The 14,046-nt window shown below is 40.8% G+C and carries 17 protein-coding genes; 11 read left to right on the top strand and 6 right to left on the bottom strand.

Annotated features, from left to right (window positions below; genetic code table 11):
- The first annotated feature begins 23 nt into the window (after positions 1-23).
- The 6 genes from CHA01nite_RS16165 to guaB all read left to right on the top strand — a co-directional run bounded on the left by CHA01nite_RS16165 (position 24) and on the right by guaB (position 5,952).
- Positions 24-1,184 (top strand): GlmU family protein, encoded by a 1,161-nt coding sequence (locus CHA01nite_RS16165; RefSeq protein ID WP_146943238.1) that lies wholly within the window; start codon positions 24-26, stop codon positions 1,182-1,184.
- Between the two features lie 99 nt (positions 1,185-1,283).
- Positions 1,284-1,793 (top strand): GFO_1088 family ECF-type sigma factor, encoded by a 510-nt coding sequence (locus tag CHA01nite_RS16160; RefSeq protein WP_146943236.1) that lies wholly within the window; start codon positions 1,284-1,286, stop codon positions 1,791-1,793.
- A complete protein-coding gene (locus tag CHA01nite_RS16155; RefSeq protein ID WP_146943234.1) occupies positions 1,768-2,436 on the top strand; it encodes a hypothetical protein in 669 nt (222 codons plus the stop codon). The genes CHA01nite_RS16160 and CHA01nite_RS16155 overlap by 26 nt, the downstream gene beginning before the upstream one ends.
- A 62-nt stretch (positions 2,437-2,498) precedes the next feature.
- Positions 2,499-3,764 (top strand): DUF4252 domain-containing protein, encoded by a 1,266-nt coding sequence (locus CHA01nite_RS16150; protein ID WP_146943232.1) that lies wholly within the window; start codon positions 2,499-2,501, stop codon positions 3,762-3,764.
- 18 nt (positions 3,765-3,782) lie between these two features.
- Positions 3,783-4,289: a DUF4252 domain-containing protein gene (locus CHA01nite_RS16145; protein ID WP_146943230.1), complete on the top strand. Its 507-nt coding sequence runs from the start codon at positions 3,783-3,785 to the stop codon at positions 4,287-4,289.
- Positions 4,290-4,491: 202 nt separating this feature from the next.
- Positions 4,492-5,952: an IMP dehydrogenase gene (guaB, locus tag CHA01nite_RS16140; protein ID WP_146943228.1), complete on the top strand. Its 1,461-nt coding sequence runs from the start codon at positions 4,492-4,494 to the stop codon at positions 5,950-5,952.
- A 109-nt stretch (positions 5,953-6,061) separates the two neighbouring features.
- On the opposite strand, the gene CHA01nite_RS16135 is transcribed toward guaB, so the two are convergent.
- Complete coding sequence (locus CHA01nite_RS16135; protein WP_146943226.1) at positions 6,062-6,259, bottom strand: KTSC domain-containing protein; 198 nt, start codon at positions 6,257-6,259, stop codon at positions 6,062-6,064.
- Positions 6,260-6,341: 82 nt separating this feature from the next.
- Positions 6,342-7,412 carry a DUF4407 domain-containing protein gene (locus CHA01nite_RS16130; RefSeq protein WP_146943224.1) on the bottom strand — a complete coding sequence of 357 codons (1,071 nt, stop codon included), beginning with the start codon at positions 7,410-7,412 and terminating at the stop codon, positions 6,342-6,344.
- A 168-nt stretch (positions 7,413-7,580) separates the two neighbouring features.
- Here CHA01nite_RS16130 and CHA01nite_RS16125 point away from each other — a divergent pair, with 168 nt between their 5' ends.
- Positions 7,581-7,991 (top strand): DUF8479 domain-containing protein, encoded by a 411-nt coding sequence (locus tag CHA01nite_RS16125; RefSeq protein WP_146943222.1) that lies wholly within the window; start codon positions 7,581-7,583, stop codon positions 7,989-7,991.
- 50 nt (positions 7,992-8,041) lie between these two features.
- Here CHA01nite_RS16125 and ruvC read toward each other — a convergent pair whose 3' ends face one another.
- Positions 8,042-8,596 (bottom strand): crossover junction endodeoxyribonuclease RuvC, encoded by a 555-nt coding sequence (gene ruvC / locus CHA01nite_RS16120; RefSeq protein WP_146943220.1) that lies wholly within the window; start codon positions 8,594-8,596, stop codon positions 8,042-8,044.
- Positions 8,597-8,827: 231 nt separating this feature from the next.
- Between ruvC and CHA01nite_RS16115 the strand changes: the two genes are divergently transcribed.
- The 4 genes from CHA01nite_RS16115 to CHA01nite_RS16100 are packed head-to-tail and all read left to right on the top strand — an operon-like array spanning position 8,828 to position 11,236.
- Entirely contained in the window at positions 8,828-9,151 is a 324-nt protein-coding gene (locus CHA01nite_RS16115; protein ID WP_146943218.1) for a PadR family transcriptional regulator, read from the top strand.
- Positions 9,148-9,765: a hypothetical protein gene (locus CHA01nite_RS16110; RefSeq protein WP_146943216.1), complete on the top strand. Its 618-nt coding sequence runs from the start codon at positions 9,148-9,150 to the stop codon at positions 9,763-9,765. The genes CHA01nite_RS16115 and CHA01nite_RS16110 overlap by 4 nt, the downstream gene beginning before the upstream one ends.
- An 18-nt stretch (positions 9,766-9,783) precedes the next feature.
- Positions 9,784-10,512 carry a hypothetical protein gene (locus tag CHA01nite_RS16105; RefSeq protein WP_146943214.1) on the top strand — a complete coding sequence of 243 codons (729 nt, stop codon included), beginning with the start codon at positions 9,784-9,786 and terminating at the stop codon, positions 10,510-10,512.
- 4 nt (positions 10,513-10,516) lie between these two features.
- Positions 10,517-11,236 carry a hypothetical protein gene (locus CHA01nite_RS16100; protein ID WP_146943212.1) on the top strand — a complete coding sequence of 240 codons (720 nt, stop codon included), beginning with the start codon at positions 10,517-10,519 and terminating at the stop codon, positions 11,234-11,236.
- Position 11,237: 1 nt separating this feature from the next.
- Here the strand turns inward: CHA01nite_RS16100 and CHA01nite_RS16095 are convergent, their stop codons facing one another.
- The 3 genes from CHA01nite_RS16095 to CHA01nite_RS16085 form a co-directional block, all read right to left on the bottom strand.
- Positions 11,238-12,377 (bottom strand): serine hydrolase domain-containing protein, encoded by a 1,140-nt coding sequence (locus tag CHA01nite_RS16095; RefSeq protein WP_146943210.1) that lies wholly within the window; start codon positions 12,375-12,377, stop codon positions 11,238-11,240.
- Between the two features lie 67 nt (positions 12,378-12,444).
- Positions 12,445-13,155, bottom strand: a complete 711-nt coding sequence (locus CHA01nite_RS16090) for a Dph6-related ATP pyrophosphatase (RefSeq protein WP_146943208.1) — start codon at positions 13,153-13,155, stop codon at positions 12,445-12,447.
- Positions 13,156-13,228: 73 nt separating this feature from the next.
- Complete coding sequence (locus tag CHA01nite_RS16085; RefSeq protein WP_146943206.1) at positions 13,229-13,894, bottom strand: hypothetical protein; 666 nt, start codon at positions 13,892-13,894, stop codon at positions 13,229-13,231.
- Positions 13,895-14,046: the final 152 nt, after the last annotated feature.

Here is a 14,046-nt window from a genome sequence, read left to right as displayed (position 1 = left end):
TAAACCTTAAACTCTACTGAACGATGCAACTGGTATTTTCAGACGCCCAATACTGGGAAGATTTCCTTCCGCTTACTTTTACCCGTCCCGTAGCCGAAATGCGCTGCGGAATCCTGACCTTCTCCGAAAGGTGGCAGAAAATTTTAGAAAACACGGAAGTTTCTTTTTTTACGGAAATGTACCTGCAGGGGAAATTCCCGGAGCCTGAAAAAAAAGAAAGCCTTTTTCTGGTCACCAACTTTTTACCTAGCGAAACGGTTATCCAACAGATCAAAGACCTGCAGCAGGGGGAAGCCTTGGTGTATGAGGACGAGCTGGTGGCCGCCAGGATCAATATGGATGGTTTTTCCCTCCAGCAGATTGAAAAAATGACGGATATTAAAGAAGAGCTGGTTTTCTTTAAAAAACCGACCGATCTGTTTACCTATAACCAGAAAGCCATTGATTTCGATTTTGAATTGCTGACTGAAGGGAAAACCTCTCAGGAGCTTTCCTCCACCAACGGATTTCTGGGGGACAAAAAAGACCTGTTCATCGAAGAAGGTGCCCAGGTCGAATTTTCCACCCTTAATACGAAAACCGGAAAAATCTATATCGGAAAAAATGCGGAGGTGATGGAAGGCTGTATGCTGCGGGGCCCTATTGCACTTGGTGAATCTTCGAAATTCAATTTAGGCTCTAAAATATATGGGGCTACGACCATCGGTCCCCATTGTAAAGTGGGTGGTGAGGTAAACAACATCATTATTTTCGGCTACACCAATAAAGGACACGATGGATTCATTGGGAATTCCGTGATCGGGGAGTGGTGCAATTTCGGCGCGGACTCCAATTCCTCCAACATGAAAAACAACTACGGAAACGTCAGGCTGTGGAACTACCGCACCAAAGCTTTTGAGGATACCGGCCTTCAGTTTGCCGGCCTGATCATGGGCGACCATTCCAAAACCGCTATCAATACCCAGCTCAATACCGGAACCGTGATTGGAGTCGCCTCCAATATTTTTAAGGAAGGCTTCCCGCCGAACCATATAGAAAACTTTTCCTGGGGCGGTTTCAAGGATGATGAAAAATTTAAACTGGATAAAGCCTATGAAGTGGCCGGCAGGGCAATGGCCAGGAGGAATGTAGTGCTCACAGAGGAGGATAAGGCGATTTTAAAACATGTTTTTGATACGTATTAGAAACTGAAAAAATAGAAACTTCAAAATTTTTTGAAGTTTTTTTATTTTCCGTGTAATATTTTCCGAATTTCGGTTGTCTTACTTATAGAAACAAAACTTATGACTCAGGAAACCTTCAGGGATACGGTATTTAGTCTCAAAAATGAGATGTATCGCTTTGCGAAAAGGTTTGTGATGAGCAGTGATGAAGCGGAAGACGTGGTGCAGGACCTGATGATTAAATTCTGGCAGAAAAAAGAAGAGCTGGCACAGTTCGGGAATCTGAAGTCCTATGCGCTGAAAGCCGTGCGGAACGAATGCCTGAACCGGCTGAAGCATCATGAAGTAAAGATAGGATTTGCCGATATGCAGCTTCACCGTTCCGAGCTTTACAGCATGGAGGTGAATAACCTGAAGGAATACATCATCGGTTTTATCAACGAGCTTCCGGAAAAACAAAAGACGGTGATCCATTTAAAGGATGTGGAGGAATATGAAATTTCGGAGATTGCCGGAATGCTGGAAATGGAAGAAAACGCGGTACGGGTAAACCTGATGCGGGCGAGACAAAAGGTAAAAGAGCAAATTTCACAATTGATGAATTATGAGCAAAGACAAATTTCAAGATAAATACGACGACATCTTCAAAGAAATAAAGGAAGACAGAATGGACTGGGATTTCGAAGATTTCCTGAAGAAAGCGGAAGGAAAAGAAGATGAGGTTCAGGAACAGAATCAAACCCCAATCATCCCGATCGGTACGAAAGCAAAACCTTCGTTCCCGAAATGGTTCTGGATGGCGGCCGGTGTGGCGGTATTGCTGGGCATCGGGTTTATATTCAGCTACAATCATAATACCCAGATTAAAGACCGGGCCCAACTGGTGGAAAACCAAATTAAGCAGCAGAAAAACAATTTCATCGAAGAAAACAGCGAACAACAGGAACAGGTGGCTGTCAATCCTTCAGACGATTCTTTATCCGAAGCCAGGAAGGATTCCATTTTTGAAGGCGGAAAAATAGCGGAAAAAGACGTCCTGGATGAAATCCTGCCGAAAAGAGGCCGGCTTAAAAAAGAAAGAAAGCCGAAATATGTTTCCAACTCCTCAAAAACGGATTCTACCGGCTATAAAAATTCCTACGTGATCGTCAACGGGAAAAGAATCGATAACGTGGAAGAAGCCATTAACGTGACTAAGTATTCATTTCAAATATTTGCAAATAACGTCAGTGAAAAATTAGTGCAACCTAAAGTCGTTGACGACGATTATTAATTAACCTTAACCAAGATTATGCACCCTGATCAGGCATCTGTAATCAAATAAAAAATTGACTCATGAAAAAAGTATTCATCATATTCGCATTGGCCTTTACCCATTTTTTCAATATGTACGGGCAGGACAAAGTAGACCGGCTTTTCGATAAATATCAGGAAGTGGAGGGCGTAACGACCATTAAGATTGCAAAACCCATGTTCGGGATGCTGAGCAGTCTGGACCTGGGAGATGCCGAACTGGACCAGATTAAACCGCTGCTGTCTAAAATCAACGGACTGAAAGTTTTTATCGCTGAAAAGCCACAGGAAGGAAATTCAGCAAAAATGCAGCAGCTGGCACAGATCAATAAAGACATCAAATCGTTTCTGAGCAGCCTGAACTACAGTGAAATCATGTCTATGAACAGCAACGGGGCAAAAATAAAATTCCTTTCCGCAGAAGAAAAGGATGGGGTGCTGGATGACCTGTTGCTCAGCATCGACAATGGAGGAGAGGAAAACATCCTGATCAAGCTGGACGGAAAACTGTCGATGAACGACATCAACAAAATCATCAATTCTACGGAAACCAAAATCAACCCGGTTACCAATTCCAGAAACAGTACGATTTCCGAAAATAACTCCTCTTATCTGAACGGGGAAAACCGTAATGTGGGAGCCTTTTCAGGAATCCAGGTAAGCACAGGCGTGAATCTGGTTTTCAAACAGGAAGATCCTACCAGCGTGAAAGTAATCGCCGATGCCGATAAGCTTCAGTACATCATCACCAAAGTGGAGAACGGCGTGCTGAAAGTATATGTCGATAACAAAGGGGAGAAAAATTTAAAGTTCAAAAATATCAGTGTCAATGTGTCATCACCAAGGATGAACAATATCAAAGCCTCTTCCGGTGCCCTTTTTACAGCACTCAACCCGGTCCGTGAAAATAATCTGAGTATTGACGCTTCTTCCGGGGCTATGGTAAAAGGAACGTTCGAGGTGGCAAATAATGCCAGGCTTGAAGCTTCCTCAGGAACAAGCATCAAAGTTGAGGTAAATGCGAGAAATATGACTTTTAAAGGTTCAAGCGGTTCCGATACGAGCATTATGGGAGAAGCGGAAACAGCAACCTTCGACATCAGCAGCGGTGCCCTTTGCAAAGGCGAGAATTTCAGAGCAGGCCGGGTAGAAGCAGAATCCACATCCGGAGCGAGCTTATCCGTAAATGCATCGGATACCCTGAGGGCCAAAGCTTCTTCCGGCGGCATGATCCGCTACAGGGGAAATCCTGAGATTACGTCTGATATCAGTAAAATATCCGGCGGTACTTTAAAACAGATCAATTAATCTTAAATCTATATGGCCATGAAAATAATAAGAACCATTTTTCTGATGCTGTGTACCGCAATGATACTGCAGTCGTGCATCGTGTCTTCGGGAAAAGCGAATATGACGTATTTCTCAGATTCCGGTAAGGAATTTAAGGGGGCGAAATTCACAAGCATTAATGTGCCGATGTTCCTGGCCAAGCCGGTGATCAAAAAAGCATTGCGGGAAGACGGAGAAGATCATGAAGACCTGATCCGGATCATCAAAAAGGTTTCAAAAATTAAAGTGCTGACGGTAGAAAACGGTGACAAGACGATGCTGAGGGAGTTTGCCTCTTATTTAAATGACAATAATTATGAAGACTGGGCAACCATTATGCATGATGGCGACCGGATCAATATCCGGGTGAAACAGAACGGAGAAGCCATTAAAAATATGCTGATTACCGTCAATTCCAAAAAAGAGCTTTTATTCGTTGATGTCAAAGGAAACTTTACGCCCGGTGATATCTCAAAGATGATTGCTTCGGCATCGGATAAATAATCGATCTGCACATAAAGGCAAATTGCTGTAAGATAACAAAAGTGGTGAGCCGTCACCCTGGAAAGGATAAATTATTTTGTAGGAAACCATTCCGTAAGGAGTGGTTTTTTGATTTAAACTGTTGATTGTTAAGTTTTATTTAAACTATTAAACTCGATTTTCGTATTCCGATAAAATACCTTAATTTTGCAAGAAAGTAAAGATGTCTATTCATAACAAAATTGTAGAGACAGCCATCACTTTCGATGACGTGCTTCTAGTCCCTTCTTATTCAGAAGTTTTACCTAATCAGGTTTCTTTAAAATCAAGACTTACCGACAAAATTACGCTGAATGTTCCGATTGTTTCCGCTGCCATGGATACCGTAACGGAAGCGGAGCTGGCCATTGCGCTGGCAAGAGTGGGAGGTTTAGGTTTCATTCATAAAAATATGACCATTGCCGAGCAGGCTGCCCAGGTAAACCGGGTAAAACGTTCCGAAAACGGAATGATCTCCGATCCTGTAACGCTTTTCAAAGAAGCTACCCTGGGAGAAGCGAAAGAACTGATGGCAAAATATAAGATTTCAGGATTGCCGGTGATCAATACGGATAATGTACTGATCGGGATTATTACCAACCGGGACGTGAAATACCAGGAAAACCTGGAGATGAAAGTGGAAGAGATCATGACCAAAGAAAACCTGATCACTTCCGATAAAAATACCAACCTTGAGAAAGCGAAGGAAATCCTTCTGAAAAACCGGGTGGAAAAGCTTCCGATCGTGGACGCTGAAAATAAACTGGTAGGTCTGATTACTATTAAAGATATTGATAATCAATTAGAATACCCGAATGCCAACAAAGACCAGAACGGAAGGCTGATCGTTGGAGCAGGGGTTGGAGTAGGAGAAGATACTTTGGAAAGGATCGAAGCATTGGTAAAAGCCGGGGTGGACATCATCGGGATCGACTCAGCACACGGGCATTCCAAAGGCGTTTTAGATAAAATTTCAGCAATTAGGAGCGCCTATCCGGATCTGGATATCGTAGGCGGAAATATCGTAACGGCAGAAGCTGCGAAAGATCTGATTGAAGCCGGGGCAAACGTTCTTAAAGTAGGGGTAGGGCCCGGTTCTATCTGTACGACGCGGGTAGTAGCCGGAGTAGGGGTTCCTCAGCTGTCTGCCATTTATAATGTGTATGAATATGCCAAAACCAAAAACGTTGCAGTAATTGCTGACGGAGGGATCAAGCTTTCCGGAGATATCGTAAAAGCCATTGCCAGCGGAGCTGGAGCCGTTATGCTGGGGTCGCTTCTTGCAGGAACGGATGAAGCACCGGGTGAGGAAATTATTTTCCAGGGCCGTAAATTCAAAACCTACCAGGGCATGGGAAGTCTTTCTGCCATGAAAAGAGGCGGAAAAGAAAGGTATTTCCAGAGCGAAGCTAAAAAATTCGTTCCCGAAGGAATTGAAGGAAGAGTGCCGAGCAAAGGGACATTGGAGGATGTTATTTTCCAGTTAACAGGAGGTCTGAGAGCAGGAATGGGCTATTGCGGTGCAAAAGACATAGAAGCTTTACAGACGGAAACCAAAATGGTGATGATCACCGGAAGCGGATTAAAAGAATCCCACCCGCATGATGTCATCATCACACAGGAAGCCCCGAATTATTCTCTGTAATAAGAACAACATCTATAAAACAAGGCTGTTTCATCTGAAGCAGCCTTGTTTATTTTCCATTGGAGTAGCCGCAGACTTCTCCTATTATTTCAGGAAAGGTTAAGATTTGTCATTTGATTTTCCGGTATCTGAATTTCTGTTTGATGACATAGTTTAAGAACCTTCCTTTGGACTGTACGGTTCTGAACCGCTCAAAAATATTTTCCGGCACCTCCAGGTAATCATATACTGCTCCCGACTGATACGTAATTCTCAAAGTGTCAGTCTGCGGAAAATAGACATAGGTACGGATTACTGATGACGGCATACCGAACCGGTACAAAAAATATTCCTTTATAAACAAATAACCACCGCCGGAAAGCGATGGTCATTATTATTATTTAAAAAAATTATTTACCCAGATTATCTTTAAAATCATCAATCCGGAAATCTGTCAGGGCATTGCCTTTTTCTACTTTTTCTTTGGCATACAGGCGGAAGTCGTTTTCTGTTTTTTCCAGGAGGTAGTCGTAAGGGCCGACGTGGGAAATCAGCTTAACCAGCACCGGTGAAATCTCAAGACAGATGAAAAGGCCCATGATAAAGGTGGCTGCCAATCCGATGATGGCCGAATTTTTTCCCAGTTCGTCCAGTGCCTGCAATCTTGCCGCAAACCCGTTGAATTTATTTTCAAATGTTTCTGTAGACTTTCTCTCGGTTTCCAGGTTGGTGTAGACTTTTGAGATTTCCTTATCCAGGTATTCCAGACGGGGAGCTGCCTGCTTCCTGTAATTTTCCAGATCCAGCCTTCTCTGTTCTTTCAGTTCCTGCTTGCGCTTGGCATTCGGTCCGAAACCTTCTTTACCGCTGGTTAATCCGGATTGTTTTCCCAGGATCTCTTTTTCCAGTTCCACCGATGCGGAATCATACGATTTCTGGTAGTTGGCGATTTTATCGGAAATCTGTTTTTTTTCGGTCTCAAAAGGTCCGCTCTGCTGAAGGATCCTTCCGCTCATTTCTCCCTGCAACTGTTTTTTGTTTCTCTGGATAATGGTGTTCAGCTGCTTGTTCACTTCCTTTTCGAAAATTTTAAGCTCCAGTGGCTTGGAAATAATAATACCTAAAAAAGTAGCCAGGATTAATCTCGGGACTGCCATTAATATCTGGTTCCACCAGGTTCCTGTTTTTTTGATGGAAGAAACGATATAACGGTCCAGGTTAAAGATCATTAATCCCCATAAAACTCCGAATCCGATGGCCGTCCAGATCTCGTCAAATACCGTATACATGGCATATCCTGCAGAAAGCGTGGCAAAAACAGCGGTAAAAAGAACGATGCCCCCGATGCCTGCAAACTTATTCCATTCGCTCGGCGTTTTTCTTAAAATATGAATGTTTCCTCCTGAGCACAGGATCAGAAACTTCTGGAACCAATTCATAGAATGATTCGCTTGATTTATAGTTTGTTGGTTGTTTTTCATGACAGAAAATTTATACAAAGGTACTACTAAAATCCATACCAATGTAAAAGATAGTATTATGTTTTACCAAGTATAGTTCCGGGTTTGGTTATTTTGTTGTTAATCAATAAATTAAATTATTAAAGAAAATATCCTTATCTTTAAGTTACAATCATTAAAAATTTAAATATGAAAAATGCAATCAGTCTTTCTCTGGTATGCCTTACCCTGGCTTTATCGTCATGCAGTAAAGAGAATAAAATTGATGATGATCTTAAAGAAGTTGCCGCCAATATCAACAAAACGGCTCCGCAGACTTTGGCCGACGGGGTCCGTCTCGACAGTGTTTCGGCACAGCCCGGAAAAATTTTCAGGTACAATTATACTTTAACGGATGATACAAAAGAAGGAGTAAGCCCGGAACAGATTGAAACTTTTAAAACTTCCGCCAAGGAGGGTGCGCTACAGGTTATAAAAACATCACCTGAAATTAAAGAATTCCGTGATAACGATGTAACGATGGTGTATACTTATTATGATAAAGCCGGTAAGAAAACCGCAGATTTTAAGATTACACCGGAAGAATACAAGACGAAATAAATTCCGGATTGAGATAAAAATCCCGCAGTATAAACGCTCTGCGGGATTTTTTATTTTAAACGTCCGGGGTTCTGCTTCAGGAAGCTTTCCCAGCCCGTATAGGATTTGGTATCGGCAATGGTACCCGAATTGAAGTGGTGGCATACCGCAACGGCAAGACCGTCGGAGGCATCCAGATATTTCGTAGGGAATTCCTTGAGTTTAAAAAGATTCTGCAGCATTCCGGCTACCTGTTCCTTGCTGGCATTTCCGTTTCCGGTAATGGCCATCTTTATCTTTTTCGGGGAATATTCGGTAATCGGGATGTTGCGGTAGAGGCTGGCGGCCATTGCCACGCCCTGGGCACGGCCCAGCTTCAGCATACTCTGTACATTTTTTCCGAAGAACGGAGCTTCCAGGGCTACCTCATCAGGATGAAATTCGTCAATCAGTGCTAAAGTCTTATCAAAAATATATTTAAGCTTGGTTTCATGGTTGGGGTATTTATGAAGCAACAGTTCATGGATAGAAACCATTTCCATCTGTCCTTTTTTTACGGAAATAATTCCGAAACCCATAACCGTCGTTCCCGGGTCGATTCCTAAAATAATCTTCTCTGCAATCATTACCTCAAAGATAAGGCTTTCTGAATTTTTATATCCGAAATAAGGTAACAATCTTATGGATCTTCAAACTAAAAACTTCGTTTATGCCGGAGGATTAAAATTTTATCATAATAAATTAATTATAATATTGAAAATCAGTATTTCGAAACTTAGACGAATAAAAAGGAAAATTAAATTGAATACCTAAGAAAATTATGCATAGATTTGTTGGGTATTACAAAAGATTTCGTATTGAAAAAGAACAGTCTTTATAAAGGCACGTTGCAAAACATTATTCTAAAGTTGCTGGCTAAAGAAGTAAAGATGTACGGATACCAGATTACCCAGCGGGCAAAAGAGCTTACCCAGGGCGAGCTTGAGATGACGGAAGGTGCCCTGTATCCGCTTCTCCATAAGCTGGAAGCCGAGGGGATGATTACTTCCGAAATCATGAAAATCAATGGGAGGGACCGTAAATATTACCTTTTAACCGATAAAGGCAAAAGGCAGCAGGCGGTGCAGGAAGAGGAAATGAAAAGTTATTTAATTCATCTCAACACCATATTTAATATATGATATCATCAGATCAGGAAAACCAGATTGCCGCTTATCTTCTGTCAAGAAAATTATCTCCGCAGATCCTGACGGAGGTGAAGGATCATTTTTTGATGCAGATAGACAGCCTGATGGAGAAAGGGGATATGAGTTTTCAGGAAGCCTTTTTGGCAGCCAGGATCAGTTGGCAGAAAGAACTTGAAATGGTAAAGGCCGACTTTTTTTCGTTCAGGAAAATAGCGAGAATAGAAAAGGAACTTCTACAGAAAAGATTTGGTAAAATTACCGTCACTTCACTGGCTGTTTCACTGGCCTCTGCCGGGATCTATGTGTTTTCGGGTGAAGCGTACTATTATTTCCAGATTTTCGCTTTGATCGCATTTGTCGTAATCGTCCTGTTCGGAATTTTTTCCCGCAAGATAAGATTTATTGAATATCAGCGGATGAGCTTGCATCCCCTGATTATAAGAAATATGATCCTCGGTATGCTCATCTTTCCGGCAGGATGCTATTTCTCGGGAGAATTTGAATTCTGGAAACCGGCCTGCAACCAGCTGGTTCTTTTCTATTCGCTGGCAATACAGGTTCAACTTCTTTATTTCAGGATAAAAAAAATCAATGTTCTTGTTCAATAAACTTTAAATATCTTCATTATGTTTTCACCAAAGCAGGAGCAGGCCATCACCGACTATTTAATTTTTCATCAGCTTCCGCTGGATATCCTGCTGGAAGTAAAAGACCATATGCTTTCTCAGGTCGCGGATATTCAGGCTGAAGAAAACAAGAGTTTTGAAGAAGCTTTCCATAAGACACAGAAATTATGGGAAAGCGAATTTAAGCTGACCCGCTATTCCTTATTTTACAGGGAGCAGATTCCTGTTATCTTAAAAAGGATAGTAAAAGAAAAATATAACGTCATCTTCAGAAAATCTTTGCTTCTCGGATTGGCCTCTTTTACCGTTAATTTATTGCTGATCTACTTCTCCGCAGATCAGGAAATATACAATGACCTTTTCCGGTTTTATAATTCCCTGATTGTAATAGTTCCATTCTTATATTGGATCTTTAACAGGAAGATGCGGAAATATGTAAGAGCTGATTTTAAGTATCAGAAGAAATCTTTTTTTACCATGTATCAGCGGAATTTCGGAATTTTTGCGGTTTTCGGCAATTTTATATTCCAGATGATTCTGCGCGGTGATAAATATCTCTTCAGATTTTTCAGGAGCAATGATCCGGTATCCGTCTTCCAGTTTATGCTATCGCTGATCCTGCCTTATCTTCTTCACATCCTTATTTTTTTTATTATGATCAATTTTTATGAACATAAAAAATCCTTAATGAGAATGCAGAACTATTTAAAGATTTCAGGATATAACTAAACAAATGGTATTAAAAGAACAGGAGCAGGACATCACCGATTATTTGATTCTTCATCAGCTTCCGCTGGATATCCTGCTGGAAGTAAAAGACCATATGCTTTCTCAGGTCGCGGATATTCAGGCTGAAGAAAATAAAAGTTTTGACGAAGCTTTCCATACAACACAGAAATTGTGGGAAAGTGAATTCCGGATGACAAGATATTCCCCTTTTTACACCGAAGAAATTCCGGTTATCGTTAAGAACATTGTCAAAGCAAGAAATAACCACCTTCTGAAAAAATCGGTTCTTTTGGGATTGATTTCTTTAGCCATCAGTTTTGTCTTCATTTACCTGGCACGCGATGTAAATCATTATACGGATCTTTTCAGGATGCAGAACGGTTTGTTTATTGTTGTTCCCATCGTGATCTGGACCTTCAATTATAAAATGCTGAAGTACATCAGGCATGATCATCAATACAAAGGGAAACTGTTCTACACGATGTACCAGCAAAACGCAGCCCTTACCCTGTCTGTGATCGGACTGATGGCACAAGTCATTGTAAAAGACGGTAGGTACCCTTATCTGTTTTTCAGGGAGCATGATCACAGCGAAATCGGATATATGTTGCTGACTTTGATTCTGCCCTATGCCGTGCAGGTAATGATCTTTTTTGTCATGTTAAATTTTTTCGGGCATAAGAAAGCGGTAGCCCGGGTAGAGCGATTTCTTAACGCCGGATAAGTCACATTTTCATTTGTTTTTTTTCACCGGCATCCATCGAAGACAGGGTGTTTTCAAGATCGTCTGCAATTTTTTTAATTTCTGCATGAGGTCTGAAGATAAAACCTTTGCCTTTTTCTTCATCGGCGATATTTGATAAAACGATAACCGAAGTTTTTGTTTTGGGATAAAAAATATTTAATGACGGGGATCCTTTGATATATCCGCTGTGGAAAACTGCCTCAGGTTTCCCGGTATTGGACATGATCCCGTATCCGTAACCCATTTTTCCGAAAATAGGATGATGTCTCTCGGCGCTCTTCGCCTCAAATTTTCTGAGGGTTTCAGTACTGAGGATTTTTCCGCTATAAAGCGCATTGTTCCACTGATGGAGATCCTCAATCGTCGATAAAACACCCCCTGCAGGAATTCCGATAGCTTTGCTGCCCAGCCTTGCGGGCATATCCTTAACCTTTTCGTATCCCTTACCGCTGCCTAAATAAGCACCGGCAAAATTTTCTTCCGTATTTTTAAATGAAGTCCCTGTAAACGAAGCATTCATGCCGGCTTTCTTAAATAATGCCGCTATATTTTCGTTAAACGGTTTGCCTGTGACCTTTTCTATAACTTTTCCCAAGGCATTAAATCCGTCATTGGAATAAAGAAAGTCTGTTCCGCTTTTAAAACGGAGTTTTTCACCCATCACATTCAGTCCTGACGTATGATTCAAAAGCTGGTGGATGGTAATGTTTTCATAGGTGTTGTTCCGGAATTCAGTCAGATATTTGGAAACTTTATCTTCCATGTTTAATTTTCCCTGTTCCATCTGAAGCAGGATAAGAACGGCTGTAAACTGTTTGCTCACGGAGCCGATGGCAAAAACCGTTTGGTTATCAATTTTAACCCGATTTCTGAAATCCGAAAATCCCTGATTTTTCCTGTACAGTTCAACGGAGTCTTTAAAAACCGCGACACTTCCGTTAAACTGATGCTTTTTAAAAACAGAATCGATTTGATTTTTAAGGAGGTTTCTCTCAAAAACCGTAATAGTACTGTCAATAACCTTTTTTTTATCAACAATTACTGTTTTGGTTTCCTTCCGGGCCTGCTGACAGGAAAGTAAACCGATAATAAAAAGAACAAGAGAGAATTTTTTAAGCATTTATTGTTTTCCATTTTTAAGCAATATGCATGCCTTAAGGAAATCCGTTTTTGGGCTATATACCTCGTTATGTTGCTTTCAGATCACAGAACCAGAAAACATAGTCACCATTTTCTTCATTGTCTAGAGATTTGGGTTTCGGGTAGGTTTTCTTTACCGTTTCTCCGATTTCAAACTCGATGGAATTTTTAAAAATAGGTCCGTCAAAAGTAAAGGTGTGAAACTCACCATTTTCTCCGCAGGGATCGACATCTGCCGGCAGATCCCGCAAAAAGTCTTTGTCGATAATCCGTCCCGCAAAATGTTTGTCAAGATACGTCTCATTAACGCAGGTGACAATGGTTTTAAAGCCCAGCTCCAGGAATTCATGGATGAGGTCTGCCGTATTGATCTTCCATAAAGGAAAAATGCCCTGCATTCCGACGGACTGCAGTTGATCTTCCCGGTATTTCTTCAGATCTTCCAGGAAAATATCGCCGAAAACCGAATGGGTAACGCCTCGGCCTTTGAATTTATTCATGGTCCTGAGCATGAGCTTCTGATACTCTTCCATCGAAGGCTCCGCCGGAAGTTCCAGTTTTACCAGAGGAAACCCCAAGCTTTCCGCCTGTTTTTCCAGCAGGGAAACGGGCACACCGTGCATGGAGATTCTCTGAAATTCTTTATTGATGCTGGTCAGGAGGGAAGTGATTTCAAACCGGTCTTCCTGTAAGATTTTGTATAGGGCCAGTGCAGAATCTTTTCCGCTGCTCCAGTTGAAGATGGCTTTGGGTTTCATGTCTTAAACTTGGAAAATATTAAATAAAAATCCCGGAACAAATTCATGTTCCGAGATTTTATATTTTTAAATTTTATTTTAAATGTACATTTTTTTCTTCCTCTTTGGCTTTATCTAAAGCTTTTCTTACACCTTGTACTGAGTTCTCATAATTATTATCCTTCCATTTTTTAAGTGCTTCATTTTTCATATTCATATCCGATAGAACGAGACTTTGATCTGTTAAATTGATAAGGCTTGTATTCAAAAGGACATGTGCCATTTTTCCGGTTTCAATCATTCCGTAATATGAAATCATGAAGCCATAGTTTACATCTGTTATTAATAGCTCGTCCACATTGTATTTATTTTTAAAGCTGCTAAAATCATAACGTGAATATTTTTTGCCTTCGGTTTTGGATCCTTCAAATTTAGGAGCTGTTTTCGGATCGAATGCTTCATCAATGATTACAACTTCTTTACCTCTTGATTTCAATATCTCAGAATATAAACTGATTAATTCTTCTTTAGGTTTAATTCTTTCTCCAATTACATTCAGTCCTTCCTGATATTTGTCTCCTGAAGTAACAGCCATATCGAGCAGCCCTTGAGATCCTTCTTTATATTTTGCCGGAGCTCCTGAATTAATTAAAATACCAACTTTTGACGGTCTACTCCAATATTCAGGTGTTAAAGCTACTTTTGGAAGACAGCTTGTTAGTAAAGTTAATGCTGCAAAAACAAGAAATAATTTTTTCATAGTTATCTTAAATTTGACGCAAAACTATAAAAAACTCTTTAATGAAAACAGGCTTTGTAAAAAATTAACCTTTTAATAAAAAAACCTCAAAGAAAATTCTCTGAGGTTTTTTATAAACTATTGATACACTTAGTAGTCAAAAATTGTCTACG

This window comes from Chryseobacterium hagamense, from assembly GCF_007991455.1.
Classification (GTDB): Bacteria; Bacteroidota; Bacteroidia; order Flavobacteriales; family Weeksellaceae; genus Chryseobacterium; species Chryseobacterium hagamense.
This window is presented reverse-complemented; position numbering and strand designations above follow the sequence as displayed.

Bases quoted from the DNA above. Each gene is read 5' to 3' on its own strand.
- CHA01nite_RS16150 (WP_146943232.1), top strand. From the start codon at position 2,499: ATGAAAAAAGTATTCATCATATTCGCATTGGCCTTTACCCATTTTTTC.
- CHA01nite_RS16155 (WP_146943234.1), top strand. From the start codon at position 1,768: ATGAGCAAAGACAAATTTCAAGATAAATACGACGACATCTTCAAAGAA.
- CHA01nite_RS16095 (WP_146943210.1), bottom strand. From the start codon at position 12,377: ATGCTTAAAAAATTCTCTCTTGTTCTTTTTATTATCGGTTTACTTTCC.
- CHA01nite_RS16105 (WP_146943214.1), top strand. From the start codon at position 9,784: ATGTTTTCACCAAAGCAGGAGCAGGCCATCACCGACTATTTAATTTTT.
- CHA01nite_RS16135 (WP_146943226.1), bottom strand. From the start codon at position 6,259: ATGCCGTCATCAGTAATCCGTACCTATGTCTATTTTCCGCAGACTGAC.
- ruvC (WP_146943220.1), bottom strand. From the start codon at position 8,596: ATGATTGCAGAGAAGATTATTTTAGGAATCGACCCGGGAACGACGGTT.
- CHA01nite_RS16090 (WP_146943208.1), bottom strand. From the start codon at position 13,155: ATGAAACCCAAAGCCATCTTCAACTGGAGCAGCGGAAAAGATTCTGCA.
- CHA01nite_RS16165 (WP_146943238.1), top strand. From the start codon at position 24: ATGCAACTGGTATTTTCAGACGCCCAATACTGGGAAGATTTCCTTCCG.
- CHA01nite_RS16125 (WP_146943222.1), top strand. From the start codon at position 7,581: ATGAAAAATGCAATCAGTCTTTCTCTGGTATGCCTTACCCTGGCTTTA.
- CHA01nite_RS16130 (WP_146943224.1), bottom strand. From the start codon at position 7,412: ATGAAAAACAACCAACAAACTATAAATCAAGCGAATCATTCTATGAAT.
- CHA01nite_RS16100 (WP_146943212.1), top strand. From the start codon at position 10,517: ATGGTATTAAAAGAACAGGAGCAGGACATCACCGATTATTTGATTCTT.
- CHA01nite_RS16160 (WP_146943236.1), top strand. From the start codon at position 1,284: ATGACTCAGGAAACCTTCAGGGATACGGTATTTAGTCTCAAAAATGAG.
- guaB (WP_146943228.1), top strand. From the start codon at position 4,492: ATGTCTATTCATAACAAAATTGTAGAGACAGCCATCACTTTCGATGAC.
- CHA01nite_RS16145 (WP_146943230.1), top strand. From the start codon at position 3,783: ATGAAAATAATAAGAACCATTTTTCTGATGCTGTGTACCGCAATGATA.
- CHA01nite_RS16085 (WP_146943206.1), bottom strand. From the start codon at position 13,894: ATGAAAAAATTATTTCTTGTTTTTGCAGCATTAACTTTACTAACAAGC.
- CHA01nite_RS16110 (WP_146943216.1), top strand. From the start codon at position 9,148: ATGATATCATCAGATCAGGAAAACCAGATTGCCGCTTATCTTCTGTCA.